The organism is Nocardia sp. alder85J (genome assembly GCF_020176955.2).
In the GTDB taxonomy this organism is placed as follows: domain Bacteria; phylum Actinomycetota; class Actinomycetes; order Mycobacteriales; family Mycobacteriaceae; genus Nocardia.
Genome location: NZ_JAIUCZ020000001.1, coordinates 1,133,886 through 1,153,981, shown reverse-complemented (window position 1 = coordinate 1,153,981; position 20,096 = coordinate 1,133,886). Strand labels below are relative to the sequence as shown.

Genomic DNA, 20,096 nt, shown 5'->3' with positions numbered 1-20,096 from the left:
GACGATGCCGATCGCATTCGAATCCGACGGACGACCCACCTCCGACCTCCGATTGTTCTGGCGCGGCATCATTTTCCTGGTGGTGGCCGGGGTCGTGGCGGCCGCGATGATCGCCCGCTCCGAAGGAGTGTTCCAGCGGCCGGTGCGGGTGACCGCGGACCTGGTCGACGTCGGTGACGGCCTGCCCGTGAAATCGGATGTGAAATACCGTGGCGTACTGGTCGGATTGGTGCGATCGGTGACCGCGTCCACCGGCGGCGGCCCGAATCAGGTTCGGATCGACCTGTTCCCGCAGTTCGCCGCGGGCATCCCCGGCACCGTGACCGCACGGGTGGTGCCCAGCAACGTGTTCGCGGTGCCCTCGGTGCAACTGGTCGACAACGGGCCGGGCCCGGCGCTGGCCGCGGGTGCGCGCATCCCGCAGGACCACGGCCTGGAGACGGTGCGGTTGCAGACCTCGCTGACGGCACTGAGCCGGATCGTCGCCGCGGTCGGCCGCTCCCCGGCCGATCCGACCCTCGGCATCCTCGCCACCGTCGAACAGGCCACCAGCGGCCGCGGCGCCGACGCGCTGCGCGCCGGCGCCCAGCTCGACCGCATCGCCCGCGGCCTCGACGCCGCCATGGCCCCCGACGGCAACCCGTCGCTGCTGGTCGCCCTGTCCGACGCGCTGAGCGGATTGCAGTCCGCCGCACCGGATCTGCTCGACGCCGTGCATCAGGCGGTGGTCCCCATGCAGACCGTGGCCGCCGATCGGATCCAGTTGGCGGACCTGCTCTCCGGCGGGCTGACCACCACGACCACGGTCGCGGCGGCGCTGCAACACAACACCGACACCCTCACCGGAATCACCGGCCGGATGTCGCCGGTGCTGGACGTACTGGCCCAGGGCGGCCGGAACTTCACCCAGATGGCGATCTCCGAGACCCGGATCTCGACGACCTTCCGCACCGGCTTCTGGCACGCCGACACCCAGAGCGCCACCGCGAAGGTCATCGTCGAGCTGACCCCGCACAAGCAGTACACCCGCGCGGACTGCCCGCGCTACGGCAATCTCGCCGGGCCCAGTTGCGAGACCGCGCCGGTGGGCGGGCCCGCCATCGTCGGCCCCGGCGGCAATCCGAACGACGACGACAGCGCCCTGGGCGGCATGGTCGGCCCGGTCGGCAGCCCGGCCGAACAGCAGCGCATCGCCGCCGCGTTCGGCGGCCCGCCGAACGCGGCCTCCGACCTGCTGCTGGGACCGCTGGTGCGCGGCAACGACATTCGGATCACCCCCGCGCCCCCGGACGGAGGATCGAAATGAGTGTGCGCGGACCGTTGTTCGGCGTGATCCTGTTCCTGGTGGCCTCGATCGCCGCGACCTGGACCGTGTACGCCACCCTGCAACGCGGCGTCCCCGGCCGCGCGGACCGCTATTCGGCGATGTTCACCGACGTGTCGGGCCTGCGCACCGGCGACGACGTCCGGATGGCCGGGGTGCGGGTGGGCCGGGTCGACGGCATCGACCTCGACGGCACCTTCGCGCGGGTGACCTTCGAGGTGCAGCACGGCCAGCCGATGTACACCGACACTGTCGCCTCGGTCACCTACCAGAATCTGATCGGCCAGCGGTACATCGGATTGTCGTTGCGCGGCGACGGAACCCACACCCCGCTGCGGCCCGGCGCGCAACTGCCGCCGGAGCGCACCGAGGCCTCCTTCGATCTGTCCACGCTGCTCAACGGTTTCGAACCGCTGTTCAGCGTGCTGCAACCGAAAGACGTCGACAACATCACCGCCGCGGTGATCCGGGCATTGCAGGGCGACAACGGCTCGGTCGCCGCGCTGATCGCCGAGACGTCGCGGCTGGCCGAGACGCTCACCGGGCCCGACGAAGTACTCGGCCGGCTCATCGACAATCTGGCCCGGGTGCTTACCGACCTCGCCGGGCAGCGCGGCGACCTGCAAACGGTCATCACGCAGACCGGCAAGATCTTCGAGGGGCTGTCCGCGCAGCGGGACACGCTGTTCGCCCAGGTCGATTCGCTGTCGGCGGTGCTGGATCGGGCGGCGCGGGTGGTGCAGGGCGCGCAACCGCAGATGTCCGCCTTCCTGACCCGCGAACCGGGTTTCAGCAAGCACTTCCTCGACAACCGGTACAAGTTCGCCTATCTGGGCTACAACCTGCCGTTGATGTTGCAGGGCATGGCCCGCATCGTCGACAACGGCGCCTATCTGAACGCCTATGTGTGCAACCTCCGGTTCAGCATCACGCCGGGGGTGGATCCGGTCGTCGCGAACCTGCTCGCCCTCGCGGCGCCGAGCGGAAAAGTCGAGAACTCAGCCATCTGCAGGTGAACGACCCTGCGCGCGAAGGGGATGCCGATGTCGGTGCGGACATGGTGGAAGTCGGTGCGGCGCCGTCCGCTCGACAGCTACGACCGGGTGCGGCTGGGCGCGGCGGCGATCGTGGTGCTGCTGGTGGCGGTGGGGGCCACGGTGTACGTGAATTCGCTGCACCTCGGCGAGCGGACCTATCACGCCGATTTCGCCCAGGCCGCGGGAATCGGCGCCGGCGACGCGGTGACCGACGCGGGTATCCAGGTCGGCACGGTGACCGGTACCCGGCTCGCCGGTGACCATGTGGTCGTCACCATGAAGATCCGCTCGGGCGTGGCGCTCGGCGCCGACACCCGCGCGGCGATCAAACTCACCACACTGCTCGGCTCGCGCTACCTCGAACTGCGCCCGGCCGGGTCCGGAACACTGCCCGGCCGCTCGATCGCGCTGTCGCACACCGAGGTTCCCTACGATCTGGAGCAGGCGCTGCAAGCGGCGACCACCACCTTCTCCCAGGTCGACGCGGACAGCATCGCCACCTCGATGACCACCCTGTCGCAGCAGTTGCGGAATGTGCCGACGCTGGTCCCCGAGGTGTTGCGCAATGTGCGGGAACTGTCGGCGGTGATCGCGGCGCGCCGCGGCCAGATCGCCGCGCTGCTGACCAGCACCGCGCAGGTGACCGAGGTGATCCGCACCCAGCAGGCCGATCTGGCCGGGCTGATCGGGCAGGGCACCGCGGTGTTGCAGCAGATCGGCTCCCGCCATGCCGCGCTGCAACGGATGATCGCCGCCGCCACCGTGCTGGTGCACGAACTGGCACCGATCGCGGTCGGCGACCGGCCGCAGATCCAGCAGCTGCTGGACAATCTCGGCGCGATGACGCAGCTGATCGCGGCGCACGACGATCTGCTGCGCAACATCCTGCAGATCCTGCCGGTGCCCTGGCGCTATTTCTCCGACGCCACCGGCACCGGCGCCGAACTGATCGGCAACGCCCCCGACGGCGCCTTCCTCGATTCCTGGATGTGCGCACTGAGTGCCAAGGCACAGCAGGCGAATCTCACGCCCTACCTGAAGGACTGCAAATGAGCGGACCCCTGCGCGCGGTGCAATGGCCGGCGCTGCTGGCACTGGGCGTGCTGGTCGCGGCGGGCTGCGGCGGCGACGGCCTGACCCACCACACCCGGACCGTGATCGCGCAATTCGACAACGGGAAGGGCCTCTACACCGGCAACAAGGTGTCGGTGCTGGGCATGCCGGTCGGGAAGGTCACCGCGATCCACCCGCACGGCACCGGTGTGGACGTGACGATGTCGGTGGACGCGGCGGTCCGGATACCGGCCGACGTGCAGGCGGTCACGGTGTCGGATTCGCTGCTCACCGACCGGCACATCGAACTGACCCCGCCCTATCGCGGCGGCCCGACGCTGCCGGATCGGGCCGTCCTCGACGGCGCGCACACCAAGACGCCGGTGGAGTTCGAGAGCCTGCTGGCGATGGCCGACAAGCTGTCGACCTCGCTGGGCGGGGACGGCAAGGGCGGCGGACCGGTCGCGGACCTGCTGACCGCCGGCGCGAACGCCACCGCAGGAAACGGCGCCGACCTGCGGGATGCGTTGAGCGCCCTGGCGCAGGCGCTGCAACTGGGCCCCGACAACGGCGCCGCCACCCGCGCGGCGATCACCACGGGCGTCACCGATCTGGACGAGCTCACCGCGGCGGCGGCCCGCAACGACCGGACGCTGCGCGACTTCGGTTCGGGCGTCCACCAATTGAGCGATCTGCTGGCGGAGGAGAATTTCGGCGCCGGCGACACCGGCTCCCAGCTGAACCGGATCATCACCCAGGTCGGTGAGCTGTTGCAGCAGAACCGCGGCGCGGTCGCGGGCCTGGTGGGCAATTCGGCGACGATGACGAAGTCGATGGCCGACTATCAGAGCAGCCTCGCCGAATTCCTCGACGTGTTCCCGCTGGTCACCGACAACACCTACAACGCGATCGATCACGATGTCGGTGCGCTGCGCGCCTCGGTCGACCTGAACCGGGTGCTGCTGGACGGGCAGATGGTGAAGGAGATCTGCAACCTGCTCGGCCTGAAGGAATTGGGCTGTGCCACCGGATCGATGAAGGATATGGGCCCCGATTTCGGCCTCACCACGATCCTGCTCGCCGCCGCCGGGATCCCGCGATGACCGCCCGACGGTGTGCGAGCGCGGCGCTGGTGCTGCTGACCGCGGCCGCCGCGGGCTGCGCGGTGTCGGTGGACCGGCTGCCGGCCCCCGGCCCGGCCGGGGGCACCTACACGGTGACCGCCACCTTCGCCAACGCGCTGAACCTGCCGACCAAGGCCAAGGTGAAACTCGAGGGCGCCGACGTCGGCGAGGTGACGACGATGACCGCGAAGGACTACACGGCCGTGGTCACGATGCGGATCGGCTCCGGGGTGCTGCTGCCGGTCGGCACCACCGCCGAACTGCGTTCGGCCACACCGCTCGGCGACGTGTTCGTCGCGGTGACCCCGCCCGAACATCCGGATCCCGGCGCGGGGGTGCTGCACGACGGCGCGAACATCCCGCTGGCCGCGACCACCGCCGCGTCCACCATCGAGGAGGTGCTGGCCCGCGCGGCGCTGCTGGTCAACGGCGGCACCATCGAGAACGTCACCCGGGTGCTCAACGCCCTCGGCGAGGATGTCGGCGGCCGCGGCGACAAACTCGAGGCACTGATCACCCGCACCCGCGATCTGCTGGACGGGCTGGCCGCCCGCTCCGACCGGATCCGGGCGGTGGTGGCCGCCGCCGCACAGCTCGGCGCGACGGTGGCACAACAGCAACCGTCGCTCGATGCGGCGCTGGCCGCGGCCGGACCGGCCAGCGCCGCGCTGGCCGACAACACCCGCGGTCTTATCGATCTGGTCGACCGGCTCGCCGCCATCGCCACCCAGCTGTCGCGATTCCCCTCGGTGCAGGGCACCAACGATCGCAGCCTGATGGCCGAGGTGAACCAGCTCGCCGGTGAACTCGACGACGCAGCGGAGAGTCCGCAGGTGAATCTGGATTCGCTGAACAGCATCATCGCGCCGATCCTGAAGATTCTCGACGGCTCCTCCGCACACGCCGATATCGATGTCGCACAGGTCGCGATCGGACCGGTGCCGGATCCGAACTTCCCGGGCGATCCGGGCGCCCGGCCGCCGGACCAGACCGACTGGGTGAATTTCGTCGGTTCCCTGGAATACAACCTGGGCCGGCTGCACGACCGGATCGCGGGACCGGGCCGATGACAGGGGAACAGAGTATGCGGATCAGCGCCGGGGAACGGGCGGCGCGGGGACTCGTCGACACCGTGCGCGCGCTGACCCGGCGCCGGACGCTGTTGTCCGCGCTGGGCCTGCTGGCGATCCTGGTCTTCGCCGCGGGCTATCTCTCGGTGGGTGCGCTGCAGCTGGATCCGTGGCGCTCGCACTACCGGGTGACCGTCGAATTGACGGAATCCGGCGGGCTGCTGCCCAATCAGGACGTCACCCTGCGCGGGGTGCGCGTCGGCCGGGTGACCTCCGTGCGGGTGCACGGCGAGACCGTCCTCGCGGACGCCGAGATCGACGGCGGCGTCCGCATTCCGGCCAGTGGGACCGTCCGGGTGTCGGCGCTGTCGGCGGCCGGCGAGCAATATCTGGATTTCGTGCCGACCGCCGACGGCGGGCCGTACCTGTCGGACGGGTCGGTGGTGACCGCCGACCGCACCTCCACCCCGGTCGCCCTGAGCACCGTACTGGGTGATTTCAACGGCACGCTGGCCCAGATCGATCCGGCGAAACTCCAGGCGATCACCCGGGAACTCGGTGCGGGGCCGGACGGGCCGCGCAAGTTGCAGTCGATCGTCGACGGCGGCATGTTCCTGGTGTCGACGCTGGATTCGGTGCTGCCGCAGACGCTGAGCCTGCTGCACAACAGCACACTGGTGCTCACCACCATGGCCGATGTGGCGCCCGGATTACGGGCCACCGCCGCGAACCTGGCCGGCACGGCGGGTGGTATCGCACGGATGACCGGGGGCTTCGACACCCTGGTCGCGCAGACGCCGGGGCTGACCGCCACCCTGGACGCGATCATCGCCGACAATTCGCCGACCATGGTGCAATTGCTGGGCAATCTCGTGACGGTCTCGCAGATGTCGTATGTGCACATTCCCGCGCTCCAGGAATTCTTCTTCCCGCAGCAGCGCGCCGGTTCCGCCCTGGACGCGGTGAATTCCGCATTCCACGACGGGGTGGTGTGGGCGCTGGTGAGCGTATATCCGCGGCGGGCCTGTGATTACGAGGTGCCGCGCCGCGCGGCCACGGTCCCGGATTTCCCGCCGCCGTACGTGAATGCGCACTGCACCGATCCGGACCCGACCCTGCTGACCCGGGGCGCCCGCAACGCGCCGCGTCCGCCCGGCGACGACACCGCTTATGCCGCACCGGGTTCCGATCCGCTGGCGACCGCGGATCCGACCCCGGCCGGGCCCCTGTCGATCCCCACCCCGTACGGCGGATCCTGGGCCCCGAGCTATGTGCCGCCGCGCTGAGCCACCGGCCCGCCGCGCGATGGGCCGGGCCGCGGCATCGCGGGCCGCGGCGACCGCGGCGGTTCCCGTACCGCCGCCCCGCTGCTCGCCGCCGTGGCCCGCTCGAACCGGGCGGCCAGGTGGATCTGGCTCGCCCCCAGCCCGATCACGCACAGTCCGACCAGCAGCGACAGCGCGGTGAGGGTCCGGGTCTGCCACACCAGCACGGCCACCCCGGCCGCCAGGGTCAGCAGCCCGAACACCTCGCTCCGCCCGCTGTCGGGCACGTCCTCGGCCCAGGCGCCGACCATTGCCTGCGCGATGCCGTGCGCGGTGAACGCCATCGCGATCCACACCGCCAGCAGGGTCGCCCACTCGCTGCTGCGCAGACACGAAACACCGAGCAGCGCAACGAATATCGCGATAGCGTAGAGCAGCACCCGCAGGCCCCGGCCGATCCGGGCGCGCGCGGCGACCACCGCGTCCCACCCGGCCAGCAGGAACAGCGCCAGCGCGAACAGGATCTCCGACACCTGCCCCGGTTTACCGGGCCACACCATGATCACCAGCCCGAGCGTCAGGGTGACCCATCCGATGACGAACGCCGCCTGCCAGGCCCCACCGTCGAATACCTCGGTGCGCCCGGTGACTCGCAATATGGGCATACCTCGATGGTATGACCACCGCTCGCGATAACTGCCGATGTGCAATATCGGCATGAAACACCGCACTGCCGGAACAATTTCCTTTATGTGACAGGTGAGCGGGCGATCACTGTGGATAACCACCGAATTGCACGCTGTTCGTGAAATATCCGTTTCGATTGTTTCGGGCTTTCGGAACCCTTTTCGTACGCATTCGGCGACGCAATCGTGACCGGTGTGTGACTGCCCTGACCCTCCCCGATGCGGATCGGGGTCAGTATGCCCACAGCTTCCGGTTGCGGTATCGGCGCTCCCAGAGCGCCTTGTTGATCGCCGCGACCGGGCCGGGCATGGCGGCCAGGAACCGCTCGCGCTGTTCGGGTGTGGTCGAGTCGAGGACCCAGGGGACGTAGGCCGCCGCCCCGGAGGGGCCCTGTTTGCGGGCCATCGCGCCGCGAAATGTCTTCCAGTCGCCGGGGGTCAGCACATCGTCGATGACCGGCAGAGCGGCGGTCTCCTCGTGGGCCATGTGGTCGGTGAGGATGCGTGTCAGTGTGTGGACACGGTCGGCGAGATCCGCGGATCGGGTGCGCATGGCCTCGTCGACGGCATGCAGGGCAGGGTCGAGGGCGGCATGTTCGGCCTCCATCTCCCCCACGAGGGCCGCATCGGAGGGACGGCCGGTCAGGCGCCCCAGCACCGGAGGCCACAGGGCGGCGTCCTCGACGGTGTGGTGGACATGGAGTTGACGGGTGAAATTGGCCCAGCCGGCCCGGACGCCGGGGGCATCGGCCCTGCCGGCCGTCGCCGCGGCGGCCAGGTGCTCCAGGTCGCGGCGGAAGGCGTCGTGAGTGGCGTACATGATGGTGAAGTCGATGGACATGAAGGCTCTTTCAGTGAGTGAAGGCGGCGACGTGATCCGCGGCCCAGGCGGCGAAGTCGAGGGCGGGGCGGCCGAGCAGTTCGGCGACGGTATCGGTGGTGGGACCGGGAACGCGGGCGTAGTCGGACAGTGAACCGAGCAGCCGGTCCGGGACTTCGTCGGGCAGCCCCTGAGCCGTCATCGCGGCGCGCACCTGCTCCGGAGCGAGCTCGAGGAACGACAGGTCACGGCCGATGACTTCGCCCAGGATGCGGGCCTTGTCGTACTGGGTCAGCGAGTGCGGGCCGGTCAGCACATAGCGACGGCCATGGTCGTCATCCCCGGTGAGCGCGCGGACCACGACCGCGGCGATGTCGCGCTCGTGGATCGGCGAGGTGGCTGCCGTGCCGTACGCGCCACGAACCACGTCCCCGCCGCGCAGTTGCGGCACCCAGGCCAGGGCGTTGGCGTCGAAGTCCGCGCAGCGCAAGATGGTCCAGCCCAGGCCCGAGGCTTCGGCCGCGGCTTCCAGCGCCCGGAATCCCGCCGTGAACCGTGGTTCCCCGGCCGGATATTCGACGGTCGACGCCGAGACCACGACCACGCGCCGAACCCCGTGATCGGCAGCGGCGGAAAGGATTTCAGGTGACGAGGCAACGGCGGCGCGGGAAGTGAGCAGTACGGCCTCGGCGCCGTCCCAGGTGTGCTCGGGAAGTGAGGGCACCGACGGATCACCCTGCACCACAACAGTTCCCGGCGGCAATTTCGCGGTGGCGGGCTCGCGGGTCACGGCGGTGACCCGCGAGCCGCGCGCACGCAACTGTGTGACCGCTTCCCGGCCGACCGTTCCGGTGGCTCCGATGACGACGAACATGACCGAACCTCCTCCTGCTCCCGGTGGACCGCAGGCACGGCCTCACTGGATGTCGTAATATACGAGACTCATATTATATATCCAGACTCGTAGATCATATGAATCTCGTAGTAAATGGAGGTGATGCTCGTCACCGGCTGCGGGCCACGACGTCGCCGCAGCACTCGGAAAGGATGGGGGCATCGAGATATTCGCTCGCACTGCCCCGAGCTGTGAGCTGTACGGTGGCGCGGTCAGCGACCGCCGGCGCGTCCTACTTTGCGCGCCATGACAGCGTCAGGAGTCTCCGGCCCCGGAGTCGAGTTCGGCTGCGCGAACCTGGAGTTCCTCCAGCGCCGCGGCGGCGAGCCGCCCGAATGACTCAGGGGCGAGCCGCCCGAACGACTCAGGGGCGAGCTGTCCGAACGACTCAGGGGCGAGCCGCCCGGACGATGCTGTCGCGTCCGGTCCGACTGCGTCGTCGTTTCCCGCCGCCATCCAGCGCTCGACGGCGATGCGGAAGGCGAGCACCCCCACTTCCGCGCCCAGCCGGGCGGTCAGATCGTCGATCCCCCGGGCACGCAGCGCGGCGGCGATCGACCCCGCGATCCTGGCATGCTTGAGCAGTCCGCGCTCCTGCACCTCGGCGTTCGCCGCGATCACCCGCACCCGCTGGTGGGCCTTGATCCGCTGCTGCGGGGTCATCACGGCATCGGCCGCCGCGAGCGCGGCGTGCAGGCAGCCGGTGAGCGTGGTCTCCGGCGGGGCCGCCGCGATGGCGTCGGCGAACAGTCCGGCGAACAAATCCTCACCGCCGAAGAGCACCTCCCGCTTGTCGGCGAAGTGCCGGAAGAAGGTGGCGCGGTTCAGGCCGGCGCGATCGGCGATCTGTGCGACGGTCGTCTGCTCGTACCCGTTCTCCAGGAACAGGTCCAGCGCGGCCGCCTCCAGGCGCTCGCGCGCGTCCGGCGCCCATCTGCTCACCCGGACAGCATAAGCGAGGCGACCGGATCGCATCACAATGCGACGCAGTCGCATCACTGTGTTAGCGTTGACACGACCGGATCGCATCACTGATCCGGGAAGCGGCGTCCGCAGCGCGGGCGCCCACGATCGAGGAGAATTCCATGCGCATCTTCGTCACCGGCGCCTCCGGCTGGATCGGCTCGGCCGTCGTCCCCGAACTGCTGGAAGCCGGCCACGAGGTCCTCGGGCTGGCACGCTCGGACACCGCCGCCACCACCGTCACCGGGATGGGCGCCGAGGCGCTCCGCGGCGACCTGACCGATCTCGACGTGCTGCGGGCCGCCGCCCTCGACAGCGACGGTGTCATCCACCTGGCCTTCCTGGTACCCAGCGTGAGCGAGGCCGCCACCCGGGCCGACGCCCGGGCGATCGAGACGTTCGCCGCCGCCCTGGCCGGCACCGGCAAACCGCTCGTGGTCTCCGGCGGCACCCTCGTGACCCCCGGGCGGCCGGTGACCGAACGCGACGAACTCGTCGCCGCCGGACCCATCGCGGCCCGCATCACGAATATGCGGGCCGCCCTCGCGACCGCCGCCACCGGCGTGCGCTCCTGCCTGGTCATGCTGCCCCGCTCGGTACACGGCCGCGGCGACCGGCACGGCTTCGTCCCCCAGCTCATCGCCGCCGCGCGCGCGAAGGGCGCGTCCGGTTACCTCGGCGACGGCGCGAGCCGCTGGCCCGCCGTCCACGTGCGGGACGCCGCGAGCCTGTACCGGCTGGCCGTCGAGCAGGCGCCCGCGGGCACGGTGCTGCACGCCGTCGGCGACGAGGGTGTGCCCGTCCGCGCGATCGCCGAGGCCATCGGCCGGCACCTGAACGTACCCGCCGAGTCCCGGCCCGCCACCGAGTTCCCGGGCATGTTCGCCCACCTGCTCGGCACCGACATGCCGGCCTCGAGTGCGCTCACCCGGGAACTGCTGAACTGGAAACCCACCCACCCCGGACTTCTCGAGGACATCGACGAGGGCCACTATTTCGACTGAACCGCGGGCTGATCGAGTTCGCCGATATCGAGGGTGAGCCGGTGGCGTGGATCGCCGATTGCCCATACCCCACATGGTCTTCGTTACGGCCCGGTTGGGCTGTTCGGGGCCCGGATGACGACGATGACATCCGAGGGTGTGGTGCCGTTCGGCACTTCCACACCCACTTCCGCTGTGCCTCGTGTTTCACTCCAGCGCGCGACGTTGACACCGACCGTGGCGTAGACGTCATGGTTCATGCCGGCGCGGTGGATAACTCCCGCCGCCTGTTCGGCATGAGCATAGACAGGGTCACCAGCCCGGCAAGCCAGCATCAACAGCGGTTTACCAGCCCCTGCCCGGGAGGCGGCTTGGAAATCCTTGTTCGCCGCCACCAACTTCCCGAACGCATTACCGGAAAGTATCATGTTCTGCCAGTCGGGGTTGTCGTCGGTACCGAGGTTCGCGTCGATGCGGAAGCCCCTCGAATCCGCGTGGGCCTGCACATAAAGCATCCCGTCCTGGGCATCATCGGCCCAAGGCGCGGGCTGGCCGGGTCCTGCTTCTGCCCAGTAGGGCTCGCCCCCGTCGACTGGGGTGACACGCTGCTCGGGGTAGAATTCGGTGTCGCCCAACCGATTCGGCTGCCGCGACCATGCCGAGTAAGCCTCCTCGTCCGGAAAAGATACGCCGGGGTCCCCCTCTCTCGCGGTCGGAAAAGAAATCCCGAAAATGTTCCCTTCATGATCCACCAACGGATTGACACGTATGTCACTGACATGAAGCAGCGCGCCCTGAGAATCGCTCACATCGAAGCTGTATCGGCCCCGGTTGATGACCTCCGCGCCGTCCGCGTCAACGTTCCTCGCACTGTTCACGGCAGTACGAAGCGTGCCCGCGAGCCCATCGATCCGGTTGCCGATCGACCGAGCACCGGTATCGAGCGATTGTGCGATCAACTCGGTTGCCTCGCACATGGCTCGAGTCGGCCCAGCACCCGCACCGGACATCGGCTCGCCTACCACACCGCCGGTGACGCGCCCTGGGGATTACACAAGAAGGGCATCACTGATAAATCCTCCGCGCACCAGGGGCTTCAGCCGCTTCACCGCGTCACACGCGGGGCGGACATCGAACACCACAGGCTAACTATGCGAAGTTCGGGCCCGCAACCAGAGGTGGGCACCATGAGATAGTGGTGCTACCGGAGTTGGAAATAACGTAAGGACCAGGCGCTGTGGGAAAACTTCCACCCGAAGCTGTCCGGCACAACAACTGGTTCGTGCTGGTCGATCCCGTCTGGAACCGCACCGATCCTGCCGCCGCCCCGTCCGTGGACGTCATCGTGGGCGGCTGGGAACTGCACATTGATGGCACGACCGGACCGTTTCGGCCGAATCCACGCTACCGCCCCAGCGCCGCGAGCGTGCCGACCGATCCGATCGACGCCGTACTGCGCCTGATCGCTGACGGGCAACGGCTCGGCACCGAACTGGTCGACGCCATCCGGGACTCGATCGTGGAAATCGGCTGCGATGCGCACAACCAGCCACTACTGGGCACCGCCCCCGACCAGACACCCTGCGTCGTCGTCGCCACCGCCGAACTCCAAAAGACCCACATTGACGTCGAGCGCTGGATTCCAGTCCACGGCAGCACACTCATCGACATCATCCCGACCAGCGCCGACGTTCTCCTCAACCCCACCGGTGTCGCTCCTTTCCGGCTCCGAACAGACACTCTCCGCGTCGCCCCGGCCGATCACGGCAGCTGAGACGAGCAACGTGCCGAGCCCGGACCCACGCAAGCGAGAAGGCGCCGACACCTTGCGGCTCAGTGCACTTCGTTGATCCGGAGCAGATTGCCGGAGGGGTCGCGGACCGCGCAGTCGCGCACGCCGTAGGGCTGGTCGGCGGGTTCCTGGACGACATCGGCGCCGCCGGCGCGCAGCCGTTCGAAGGTGGCGTCGAGGTCCTTCGTCGCGAAGGTCATGATGCCGTAGGTGCCCTTGGCCATCATGCGGGCGATGGTGGCGCGCTCGTCGTCGGTGTGACCGGGGTCGGCCTCCGGCGGATACAGCACGATGGACGTTCCGGGCTGACCCGGGGAACCCACGGTGATCCAGTGCATTCCATTGAACCCGACATCGTTGCGCACCTCGAAACCGAGCAGGTCCCGGTAGAACGCCAGCGTCGCGTCCGGGTCCGTATGCGGGAGGAAGGCCGAAGCGAGGGTGATATCCATGTCCCCCAGGCTAGATGCCGATCGGTAGCCTAAGCTTCTCGATTCCTGATCGGTCTGGTCACCTGTTTCGCCACACAGGCCGGAATTCCCTCGACCTCCCCGATCGCGTCGCGCCGGTACACACTCGGCGGCACCCCGACCAGTTCGGTGAATCGAGTGCTGAAGGTACCCAACGAGGAACAACCCACCGCGAAACAGACCTCGGTGACGCTCATGTCGCCGCGGCGCAACAACGCCATCGCCCGCTCGATCCGGCGGGTCATCAGATAACTGTACGGTGACTCCCCGTACGCGATGCGAAACTGGCGGCTGAGGTGGCCCGCCGACATGTGCGCGTCGCGGGCCAGCGCCTCCACATCCAGCGGCTGCTCGAAATCCCGGTCGATACGATCCCGGACCCGCCGCAGCCGCACGAGATCACCGGGATGCTGCGCGGCCGACTTGCTGCTCACCCCGACATGGTGCCATGCCGGGACCCCGGATGCCCAGCGGCCCCGGTCGCACCCGCTACAGCGTGCCGTTCTCGATATCCCGTTTCAGCGCGAGCTGATACGCCCGATGCGAGGCCGTCCCGTTGTCTGCGGTGAACTGGATCAGGGCCGGATCGGCGAGGAAGGTGAGGCGCTCGTCGACCGTCGTGGTGCCGTCACCGTTGTCGGTGAAGGTGATCCGCTGGTGGGTGGTGATGTTCGGGACGTCCCAGCTGTCGCTGGTGTAGTAGTGCTCGGCGGCATGCACGCGCTGCTGCGCCTGGGTGTGACCGGGAAAGGTCACCGGCCCCATCGGAATATCCTCCAGCGCAGTGAAATCGGTGACCCGGACGCCGTCCTCGTCACAGGTGCGGTGGGTAATGACATCCTTCAGGAACGGATGGCGGCCGATATCGTTGCGGATATCGGAGTACACCGCCCACACCTTGTCCAGCCCGGCGGCGATGGTGATCGGCAGATCGGCCTCGACCGAGGCCCGGCCATCGCTCGAATCCCCCTGTTCCGCTTCATAGATCGACCAGCTGGCCTGCCATTCCGGCGTGTACCCGTTGGCCGACTCGCTACAGGACGGCGCCGGCTCCGCATGCGCCACAGGCGAACTCAGCGCCGACGCCACCACAGTCAGCGCGCACCCCATCACGAACTTCACGGTCGGGACCTTACCCGACCGGGAGTCGGCTATTCCCGGATTTCCTGGTGCCGGCGCGAAGGGGTTTCGGACCGGCGAAAACAACGGGTTACGGATTTCCGTCACCTTTTCGGCGATCGCCACCGGAACCTCGCGTATCGGCGAGCAACTCGTCCAGCAGCCGTTCGGCCCGTTCGGCGCGTCGCAGCGTCTGCACTCGTGCCTCGTCGGCGGCGGTGAGCCGCTCGGCGAACTCCCGCTGGGCCTGTTCGAGCGTTGTGGCCGCCTCGGACCGCACTGTGGCGACATCGGCGGCGGCCTGTCGGCGCAACTCGGCGAGTTCGGCTCGCACGGTATCGGTCTCGGCCCGAGCGCGGGTCAACTCCTGTTTGCCCTCGGCCACGGCCTGGGTGCGTTCGGCCACCGCCGCCTCGGCCCGGGTGATGGCCCGCTCGGCATCCGCGACCCGTTGGACCGCCAGATCGCGTTCCGCGGCCGCCGCGGTGACCTGCTGGGCCGCTTCGCGCTTCGCGCGCTCGGCCTCGGCGGCCGCCTTCTGCCGGGCCAGCCCGATCTCCTCGGCCGCCTGCTCCCGGGCCCGCTGCACCTCGTCGGCGGCCGCACGCCGCGCGGAGCGCGCCTCCGCCTCCGCCGCGGTCCGCGCCTCGAACACCTCGTCGGCGGCCTGTTTGGCAACCTTCTCGACCTCGCGCACCGCATCGTCGCGCGCGGTGAGGGCCTCGGCGATCCGGGCCTCCGCGGATTCGGCGGCGACAGCGGCATCTTCGGCCGCCGCTTCCGCGGCGTCCCGCGAGTCCTCGGCCTCCCGGCGCGCCTGCTCGGCGGCGACGGTCGCCATCTCCGCCTCGGCGATCCGCCGCGCGGCATCCGCCTGCACCGCCTGGATCTGCGCCTCGGCCACCGCCGGATCCGCCAGCGTGGACAGCTCGGCGACCGCGGCTTTCAGGGTGCCGTCCACCTGCCCCGCCAGCGCACGGAACTGAACGAGCAGCTCATCGGCCCGCAACCGCGCCGCGGTCGCCGGACCCTGTTGCGTCACAGTGACGTTGGCGGCGGGTGCCTCGACCCCCTGCTGTTGCCGCTGCCGCTCCCGCCAGGCTCGCCACCGGGTGTGCTCCGGGTGATCACAGTATTCCGACGGCCGCCCGGGTCCACCCGCGCGCGTGATGGGCCGCGAACAGCCCGGATAGTTGCAAACGTTCGACACCGGTAAATCGTAGCGTTGGTTTCGTCATATCAAACGGATTGACACGCAACGAAACCCACCGCCGTATTTCCGGACGATTCCACCCTGACCGCCGATAAGTGAACCTTATCGGCGGTCAGGCTGCGGCTATCCCCTGCACGACCGTGGTTTTGATTCGTTTACGTTTGGTCGCAGCCAACGCTACGTATCCAATACGTAATTCCTCGAAAACTGTGGTCGGTGGTACGACCGTGCCATTCTCGGCGAACGCGTGAATCCGTCGTCAGGCGGTGATCACGGCAGCGACGGCCTCGGCGGCGCGCTTGGGCGGGCGTCGCAGGATCGTGGCGAGGTCGTCGGTCGGGGTGCTGGTCCAGCCGGCACGGAACGCGCGGTAGACACCGAGCAGGATGTCGACCAGATCAGCGGGGAAGCCTTGCGCGGCAACGGTGGCGGCGAACTCGTCGTCGGTGACGGGCCGATAGTCGATCGGCTTACCGGTGGTCGCGGCGGCGAGTGCGGCCAGATCGGTCCAGTCGATGCTGTCGGAGGCGGTGAGCGTGTAGAGGTTGCCGCGGTGCTCGTCCGAGACGAGTACCCGCGCGGTGGCCTCGGCGAGGTCATCGATGTGAGCCGGCGCTGTGCGCGCCCGACCGGCCGGGGCCGCGAGTGTCCCGCTCGCCATCGCGGTCGTCACATCGCGGCCGACGGTGTGAGCCAGGCCGTAGGTGGTGCGCACGATCGTCGCATCGGCCGACAGGCTGCGCAGCAATGCCTCCGACTCGACGAAGTCGGACATGATCGGCAACGGGTACAAGTCCGGGTCCGGCCAGCTCGTATAGACGATGCGCCCGACGCCGGCCTCGACCGCCGCCCGGATCGCGACAGCGTGCTGGCCTGCCCGGCGCTCGGCCGGGGTGCCGTAATTGGTGCCGTTGATCAACACCGACGTCGCACCCTCGAACGCCGAGGCCAGCGACGCCGGGTCGTCGAAGTCGACCCGGCGCACCCGGACTCCGGTCGCGGCGAGCCCGGCAGCGGAGCCGGGATCGCGAGTTCCGGCCACGATGTCGGCCTCGGGTGCCAGCCGGCGCAGCTGGTCGAGAACCGGCCGACCGAAAAGTTCGCCGTTGGCTCCGGTGACAAGAAACATACGAGCTCCTGTTAGTCTGACGGACAAAACCGGGTCACATGACCCGGTTAGAACTATGCGGGTCAGATGACCCGTTTGTCAACGAGGGGATTCCGCCGGTGAACGACCACATCCTGCGCGCCGACGCGCGCGACAACCGCGCCAAAATCCTCACCGCGGCTCGGTCGGCCTTCGATGCCCTGGGCCCGCAGGCCAATCTGCGCGAGATCGCCCGCCGCGCCGACGTCGCACAAGGCACCGTGCACCGCCATTTCCCGACCAAACAGGCGCTGTTCTCGGCGATCATCACCGAACGATTGCGGGAGCTGACGCAACTGGCGCGACAGTTGCGAGCCGAACACGACGCCGACACGGCATTCATCACGTTTCTCACCACGACCGTCGAACAAGCGCGCCACAACCGGTCGCTGGCATCGGTGTTCGAGGAGGCCGACGGCGGCGAGGACATGCAGACCGCCGGGCGAGAGATGAACGCCGAACTCGCGCTCCTGCTCGACCGGGCCCAGGCCGAGGGAACGATCCGCGACGACATCGATCTCGCCGACGTCCACGCCATCGCCGCCGCCGTCCTGGCCGTCGATACCCACCCGGCAGCCCACCCCGCAGACCGCGCCAAACGCGTTGCCATCGTGCTCGACGGCCTGCGCCCACCCGGCCGTCGAGCATGACCTCGCCACCGCCCGCGACTCGAGCTCCGTCGACAAGACCTCCGGCAAACCGGCCAGCCGCCCGGAGTCGGACAGTCCGCCACCACAGCGGCGCTCGTTCCGTCGGTGGTCGCGTCGAAGGCATAATGGTGCTCGGCGGAACGGGGTGCCGGCTCGAGCACTCGACCGGGTGGGGGTGTGATGGGACGGGTGTTGCGGCGACCCGGTCGTCGATCGATCGGCATCGGGATACTCGGGATGGCGGGGGTGGCTGTGCTCGTCGCTTGCCTGGTGTCCGGACATTCGACGCAGGTCCCGGCGGCCACGCCGGCCGCGCACCCGACCACGACCGCCGGTCCGCTCGTCACCGGATTCCAGCCGGACTCGGTGACTTTCGCGACCGTCGACGAAGGTTGGGCACTCGGTCACCTGCTCCCCTGCGCCGCCGCGCTGTGTCCGCAGATACGGCACACCACCGACGGCGGACACAGCTGGCAAGCGGTCACGACGCCGCCGATTCCGTTCGGACCGGGTCCGGGCAAGGTCGATGTGTCCGCCCGCAGGCTGCTGTTCGCCGATGCACGCAATGGCTGGGCGATCGTCGAGGACGCGCTGTGGGTTACCCACGATGGCGCGAGCAGTTGGTACCGCCTGGGTCCCGCTCCCGCGGACATCGAGGTGTCGAACGGGCTGGTGCGGATAGCGGCGGCGGACCGCGAGGGCGTCGTGATCCGTTCCGGTCCGGTCGCATTCGACGACTGGAGCGAGACCAGGATCGCCGCTGGTCTCACCGATGTCGAGCACTCGTACGTACGGCTGCACCTGCGCGGCGACGGCGGGTGGGTAGTGGTGAGTCAGGGCGAGACGACGGCAGGCGCCCGGCTTACCGCCGGTCGATGGGTGCCATGGAATCCGCCGTGCGCGCCGGCCAGCCCGCTGACGGTGGATACGACCCCCGCACAGGATCTGGTGGCGATCTGTAGCGCCGCACCCGGGTCCACCGACACAGGTCAGCGGCTGCTGGTGTCGAACAACGGCGGAGACAGCTTCACAGAAATCGCGACCGTCCCGCAGAATCTTCGGTATGCGCAGCTGGCGGGCGCGTTCACCGCGTCGGACCTCGTCTTCTGCAACGACAATGCCCTGTCGACGTCATTCGATGGCGGTGGTCACTGGACGGTCACCTACCCGGGCCAGGACGAGGACAGCCTCTCATCCGAATTCATCACGGCGAGCCGAGGTTTCGTGGTCGAATCCGAAGTGATCCACGGCTATCCGGTGGCACTGTGGCCCAGGCGGATGTTGCTGACCGACGACGGCGGACACTCATGGACGCCGGTGAATTTCGGCGGCTGAGCCACCGCCCGATCCGATCGGCACCGAAGAAACCTTCGGGAATCCGCGGCATCCCACTGCAGGAACACATCGACCTCACCGGCGGCGACCAGCATGGCGCCGTGGCACGCCCTCACCCACTGCGACAGCGACCCGCCGGTATCGCATGCGGAGATCAAGTCGTTCGCCGGGCGCAGCCGCCGAGCGATCAGGGTCGGACGTTCACGCTGGCCCGGCTGATGAGGTGCTCCATCAGCGTCATCAGGACGGTCTTCACCGCGCCGCGGTCGCGGGCGTCGCAGAAGACCACGGGTGTGTACCCGTCGAGATCCAGAGCGTCACGAACCTCGTCGGTGGTATACACCGGGGCACCTTCGAAACAGTTCACCGCGATGGTGAACGTCACCCCCCGCTTCTCGAAGAAATCGATCGCCGCGAACGAACTCTCCAACCGGCGGGTATCCGCGATCACCACCGCGCCCAGGGCACCACGAGCCAATTCATCCCACAGGAACCAGAACCGATCCTGACCCGGAGTACCGAACAGATACAGCACCAGACCCGAATCGATCGTGATACGCCCGAAATCCAACGCGACAGTCGTGGTCTTCTTACCCTCCACACCGGAGAGATCGTCGACACCCACCGACGTCTCGGTGATCAACTCCTCCGTACGCAGAGGCGCCACCTCACTGATCGACGCCACCATCGTGGTCTTACCGACCCCGAAACCACCGGCGATCAGGATCTTCACGGAAGCGGCCAGCTGTTGTTGCCCGGCCGCGGGGTCAGAGTCTACGAATGCCATCGAGAACCGCTCGCAATAGATGTACGTCGTGGGGCCCGATCTCGGTGTTGAGAGGGGCCCGGAAGTTGAGGTAGCCGTCACCGATCAGGTCGCCGACGACGATCTTGGTGACCGCGAGGGGAAGGCGCAGATGCGCCGACACCTCCGCGACGGAGTGCGCAATCCGGCACAGCCGCAGGACGTCTGCGTACTCCGGTTCGGTGTACCGCAGCTGTGGTGGCCGATCGGCGACCACCACGAGGGTGAGCATGTCGAGGTCATGACCAGCACCGACGGTACGGCCCCGGGTCACCGCGTAGGGACGCAGCAACGGAGCGTCTTCGTCGAACCAGGAAGTGTCGTAGTGCGTCATGGCATCCTGCC

At 68.7% G+C, this 20,096-nt stretch carries 22 protein-coding genes; 10 read left to right on the top strand and 12 right to left on the bottom strand.

Going from position 1 to position 20,096, the window contains the following annotated elements:
* The first annotated feature begins 4 nt into the window (after positions 1-4).
* Genes LBW94_RS05320 through LBW94_RS05295 form a run of 6 tightly spaced genes read left to right on the top strand, consistent with a single transcriptional unit; the run spans position 5 to position 6,894 of the window.
* Positions 5-1,306, top strand: coding sequence for an MlaD family protein (locus LBW94_RS05320; protein ID WP_225060791.1), 1,302 nt, complete (start codon positions 5-7; stop codon positions 1,304-1,306).
* Complete coding sequence (locus LBW94_RS05315; protein ID WP_225060792.1) at positions 1,303-2,340, top strand: MlaD family protein; 1,038 nt, start codon at positions 1,303-1,305, stop codon at positions 2,338-2,340. Before LBW94_RS05320 ends, LBW94_RS05315 begins: the two co-directional genes overlap by 4 nt.
* Before the next feature lie 27 nt (positions 2,341-2,367).
* Entirely contained in the window at positions 2,368-3,414 is a 1,047-nt protein-coding gene (locus tag LBW94_RS05310) for an MCE family protein (RefSeq protein ID WP_225060793.1), read from the top strand.
* On the top strand, positions 3,411-4,517 hold the full coding sequence (locus LBW94_RS05305) for an MCE family protein (RefSeq protein ID WP_225060794.1): 1,107 nt from the start codon (positions 3,411-3,413) through the stop codon (positions 4,515-4,517). Before LBW94_RS05310 ends, LBW94_RS05305 begins: the two co-directional genes overlap by 4 nt.
* On the top strand, positions 4,514-5,608 hold the full coding sequence (locus tag LBW94_RS05300; RefSeq protein ID WP_225060795.1) for an MCE family protein: 1,095 nt from the start codon (positions 4,514-4,516) through the stop codon (positions 5,606-5,608). Before LBW94_RS05305 ends, LBW94_RS05300 begins: the two co-directional genes overlap by 4 nt.
* Positions 5,605-6,894, top strand: a complete 1,290-nt coding sequence (locus LBW94_RS05295; protein WP_225060796.1) for an MlaD family protein — start codon at positions 5,605-5,607, stop codon at positions 6,892-6,894. The genes LBW94_RS05300 and LBW94_RS05295 overlap by 4 nt, the downstream gene beginning before the upstream one ends.
* Here LBW94_RS05295 and LBW94_RS05290 read toward each other — a convergent pair.
* From LBW94_RS05290 to LBW94_RS05275, 4 genes are all read right to left on the bottom strand, one after another.
* The gene (locus LBW94_RS05290) at positions 6,876-7,538 is read right to left on the bottom strand and encodes a DUF308 domain-containing protein (RefSeq protein WP_225060797.1); all 663 of its coding nucleotides are present in this window, start codon (positions 7,536-7,538) and stop codon (positions 6,876-6,878) included. The two genes, LBW94_RS05295 and LBW94_RS05290, sit on opposite strands and share 19 nt — an antisense overlap.
* Before the next feature lie 253 nt (positions 7,539-7,791).
* Positions 7,792-8,400 (bottom strand): hemerythrin domain-containing protein, encoded by a 609-nt coding sequence (locus LBW94_RS05285; RefSeq protein ID WP_225060798.1) that lies wholly within the window; start codon positions 8,398-8,400, stop codon positions 7,792-7,794.
* A gap of 10 nt (positions 8,401-8,410) precedes the next feature.
* Positions 8,411-9,253 carry an NAD(P)H-binding protein gene (locus LBW94_RS05280; protein WP_225060799.1) on the bottom strand — a complete coding sequence of 281 codons (843 nt, stop codon included), beginning with the start codon at positions 9,251-9,253 and terminating at the stop codon, positions 8,411-8,413.
* A 276-nt stretch (positions 9,254-9,529) separates the two neighbouring features.
* Complete coding sequence (locus LBW94_RS05275) at positions 9,530-10,216, bottom strand: TetR/AcrR family transcriptional regulator (RefSeq protein ID WP_225060800.1); 687 nt, start codon at positions 10,214-10,216, stop codon at positions 9,530-9,532.
* A gap of 143 nt (positions 10,217-10,359) precedes the next feature.
* Between LBW94_RS05275 and LBW94_RS05270 the strand changes: the two genes are divergently transcribed.
* On the top strand, positions 10,360-11,241 hold the full coding sequence (locus tag LBW94_RS05270) for an SDR family oxidoreductase (protein WP_225060801.1): 882 nt from the start codon (positions 10,360-10,362) through the stop codon (positions 11,239-11,241).
* Positions 11,242-11,324: 83 nt separating this feature from the next.
* Here LBW94_RS05270 and LBW94_RS05265 read toward each other — a convergent pair whose 3' ends face one another.
* Positions 11,325-12,197 carry a hypothetical protein gene (locus tag LBW94_RS05265; RefSeq protein ID WP_225060802.1) on the bottom strand — a complete coding sequence of 291 codons (873 nt, stop codon included), beginning with the start codon at positions 12,195-12,197 and terminating at the stop codon, positions 11,325-11,327.
* 305 nt (positions 12,198-12,502) lie between these two features.
* Between LBW94_RS05265 and LBW94_RS05260 the strand changes: the two genes are divergently transcribed.
* On the top strand, positions 12,503-12,994 hold the full coding sequence (locus tag LBW94_RS05260) for a type VII secretion system-associated protein (RefSeq protein WP_225060803.1): 492 nt from the start codon (positions 12,503-12,505) through the stop codon (positions 12,992-12,994).
* Positions 12,995-13,053: 59 nt separating this feature from the next.
* Here the strand turns inward: LBW94_RS05260 and LBW94_RS05255 are convergent, their stop codons facing one another.
* The 5 genes from LBW94_RS05255 to LBW94_RS05235 all read right to left on the bottom strand — a co-directional run bounded on the left by LBW94_RS05255 (position 13,054) and on the right by LBW94_RS05235 (position 16,943).
* Positions 13,054-13,464, bottom strand: a complete 411-nt coding sequence (locus LBW94_RS05255) for a VOC family protein (protein ID WP_225060804.1) — start codon at positions 13,462-13,464, stop codon at positions 13,054-13,056.
* A gap of 29 nt (positions 13,465-13,493) precedes the next feature.
* Positions 13,494-13,916 (bottom strand): helix-turn-helix transcriptional regulator, encoded by a 423-nt coding sequence (locus LBW94_RS05250; protein WP_225060805.1) that lies wholly within the window; start codon positions 13,914-13,916, stop codon positions 13,494-13,496.
* Between the two features lie 55 nt (positions 13,917-13,971).
* Positions 13,972-14,604, bottom strand: coding sequence for a hypothetical protein (locus LBW94_RS05245; protein WP_225060806.1), 633 nt, complete (start codon positions 14,602-14,604; stop codon positions 13,972-13,974).
* 88 nt (positions 14,605-14,692) lie between these two features.
* Positions 14,693-15,811 carry a hypothetical protein gene (locus LBW94_RS05240; RefSeq protein WP_225060807.1) on the bottom strand — a complete coding sequence of 373 codons (1,119 nt, stop codon included), beginning with the start codon at positions 15,809-15,811 and terminating at the stop codon, positions 14,693-14,695.
* 262 nt (positions 15,812-16,073) lie between these two features.
* Positions 16,074-16,943, bottom strand: coding sequence for an NmrA family NAD(P)-binding protein (locus LBW94_RS05235; protein ID WP_225060808.1), 870 nt, complete (start codon positions 16,941-16,943; stop codon positions 16,074-16,076).
* 98 nt (positions 16,944-17,041) lie between these two features.
* Between LBW94_RS05235 and LBW94_RS05230 the strand changes: the two genes are divergently transcribed.
* Together LBW94_RS05230 and LBW94_RS05225 are read left to right on the top strand one after the other, a co-directional pair.
* Entirely contained in the window at positions 17,042-17,611 is a 570-nt protein-coding gene (locus tag LBW94_RS05230; RefSeq protein ID WP_225060809.1) for a TetR/AcrR family transcriptional regulator, read from the top strand.
* A 246-nt stretch (positions 17,612-17,857) separates the two neighbouring features.
* Positions 17,858-18,946, top strand: a complete 1,089-nt coding sequence (locus LBW94_RS05225) for a sialidase family protein (RefSeq protein WP_225060810.1) — start codon at positions 17,858-17,860, stop codon at positions 18,944-18,946.
* A 187-nt stretch (positions 18,947-19,133) separates the two neighbouring features.
* On the opposite strand, the gene LBW94_RS05220 is transcribed toward LBW94_RS05225, so the two are convergent.
* Together LBW94_RS05220 and LBW94_RS05215 are read right to left on the bottom strand one after the other, a co-directional pair.
* Complete coding sequence (locus tag LBW94_RS05220) at positions 19,134-19,733, bottom strand: GTP-binding protein (protein ID WP_266269915.1); 600 nt, start codon at positions 19,731-19,733, stop codon at positions 19,134-19,136.
* Positions 19,714-20,085, bottom strand: coding sequence for a DUF742 domain-containing protein (locus tag LBW94_RS05215; RefSeq protein ID WP_266269913.1), 372 nt, complete (start codon positions 20,083-20,085; stop codon positions 19,714-19,716). The genes LBW94_RS05220 and LBW94_RS05215 overlap by 20 nt, the downstream gene beginning before the upstream one ends.
* Between the last annotated feature and the right edge of the window lie 11 nt (positions 20,086-20,096).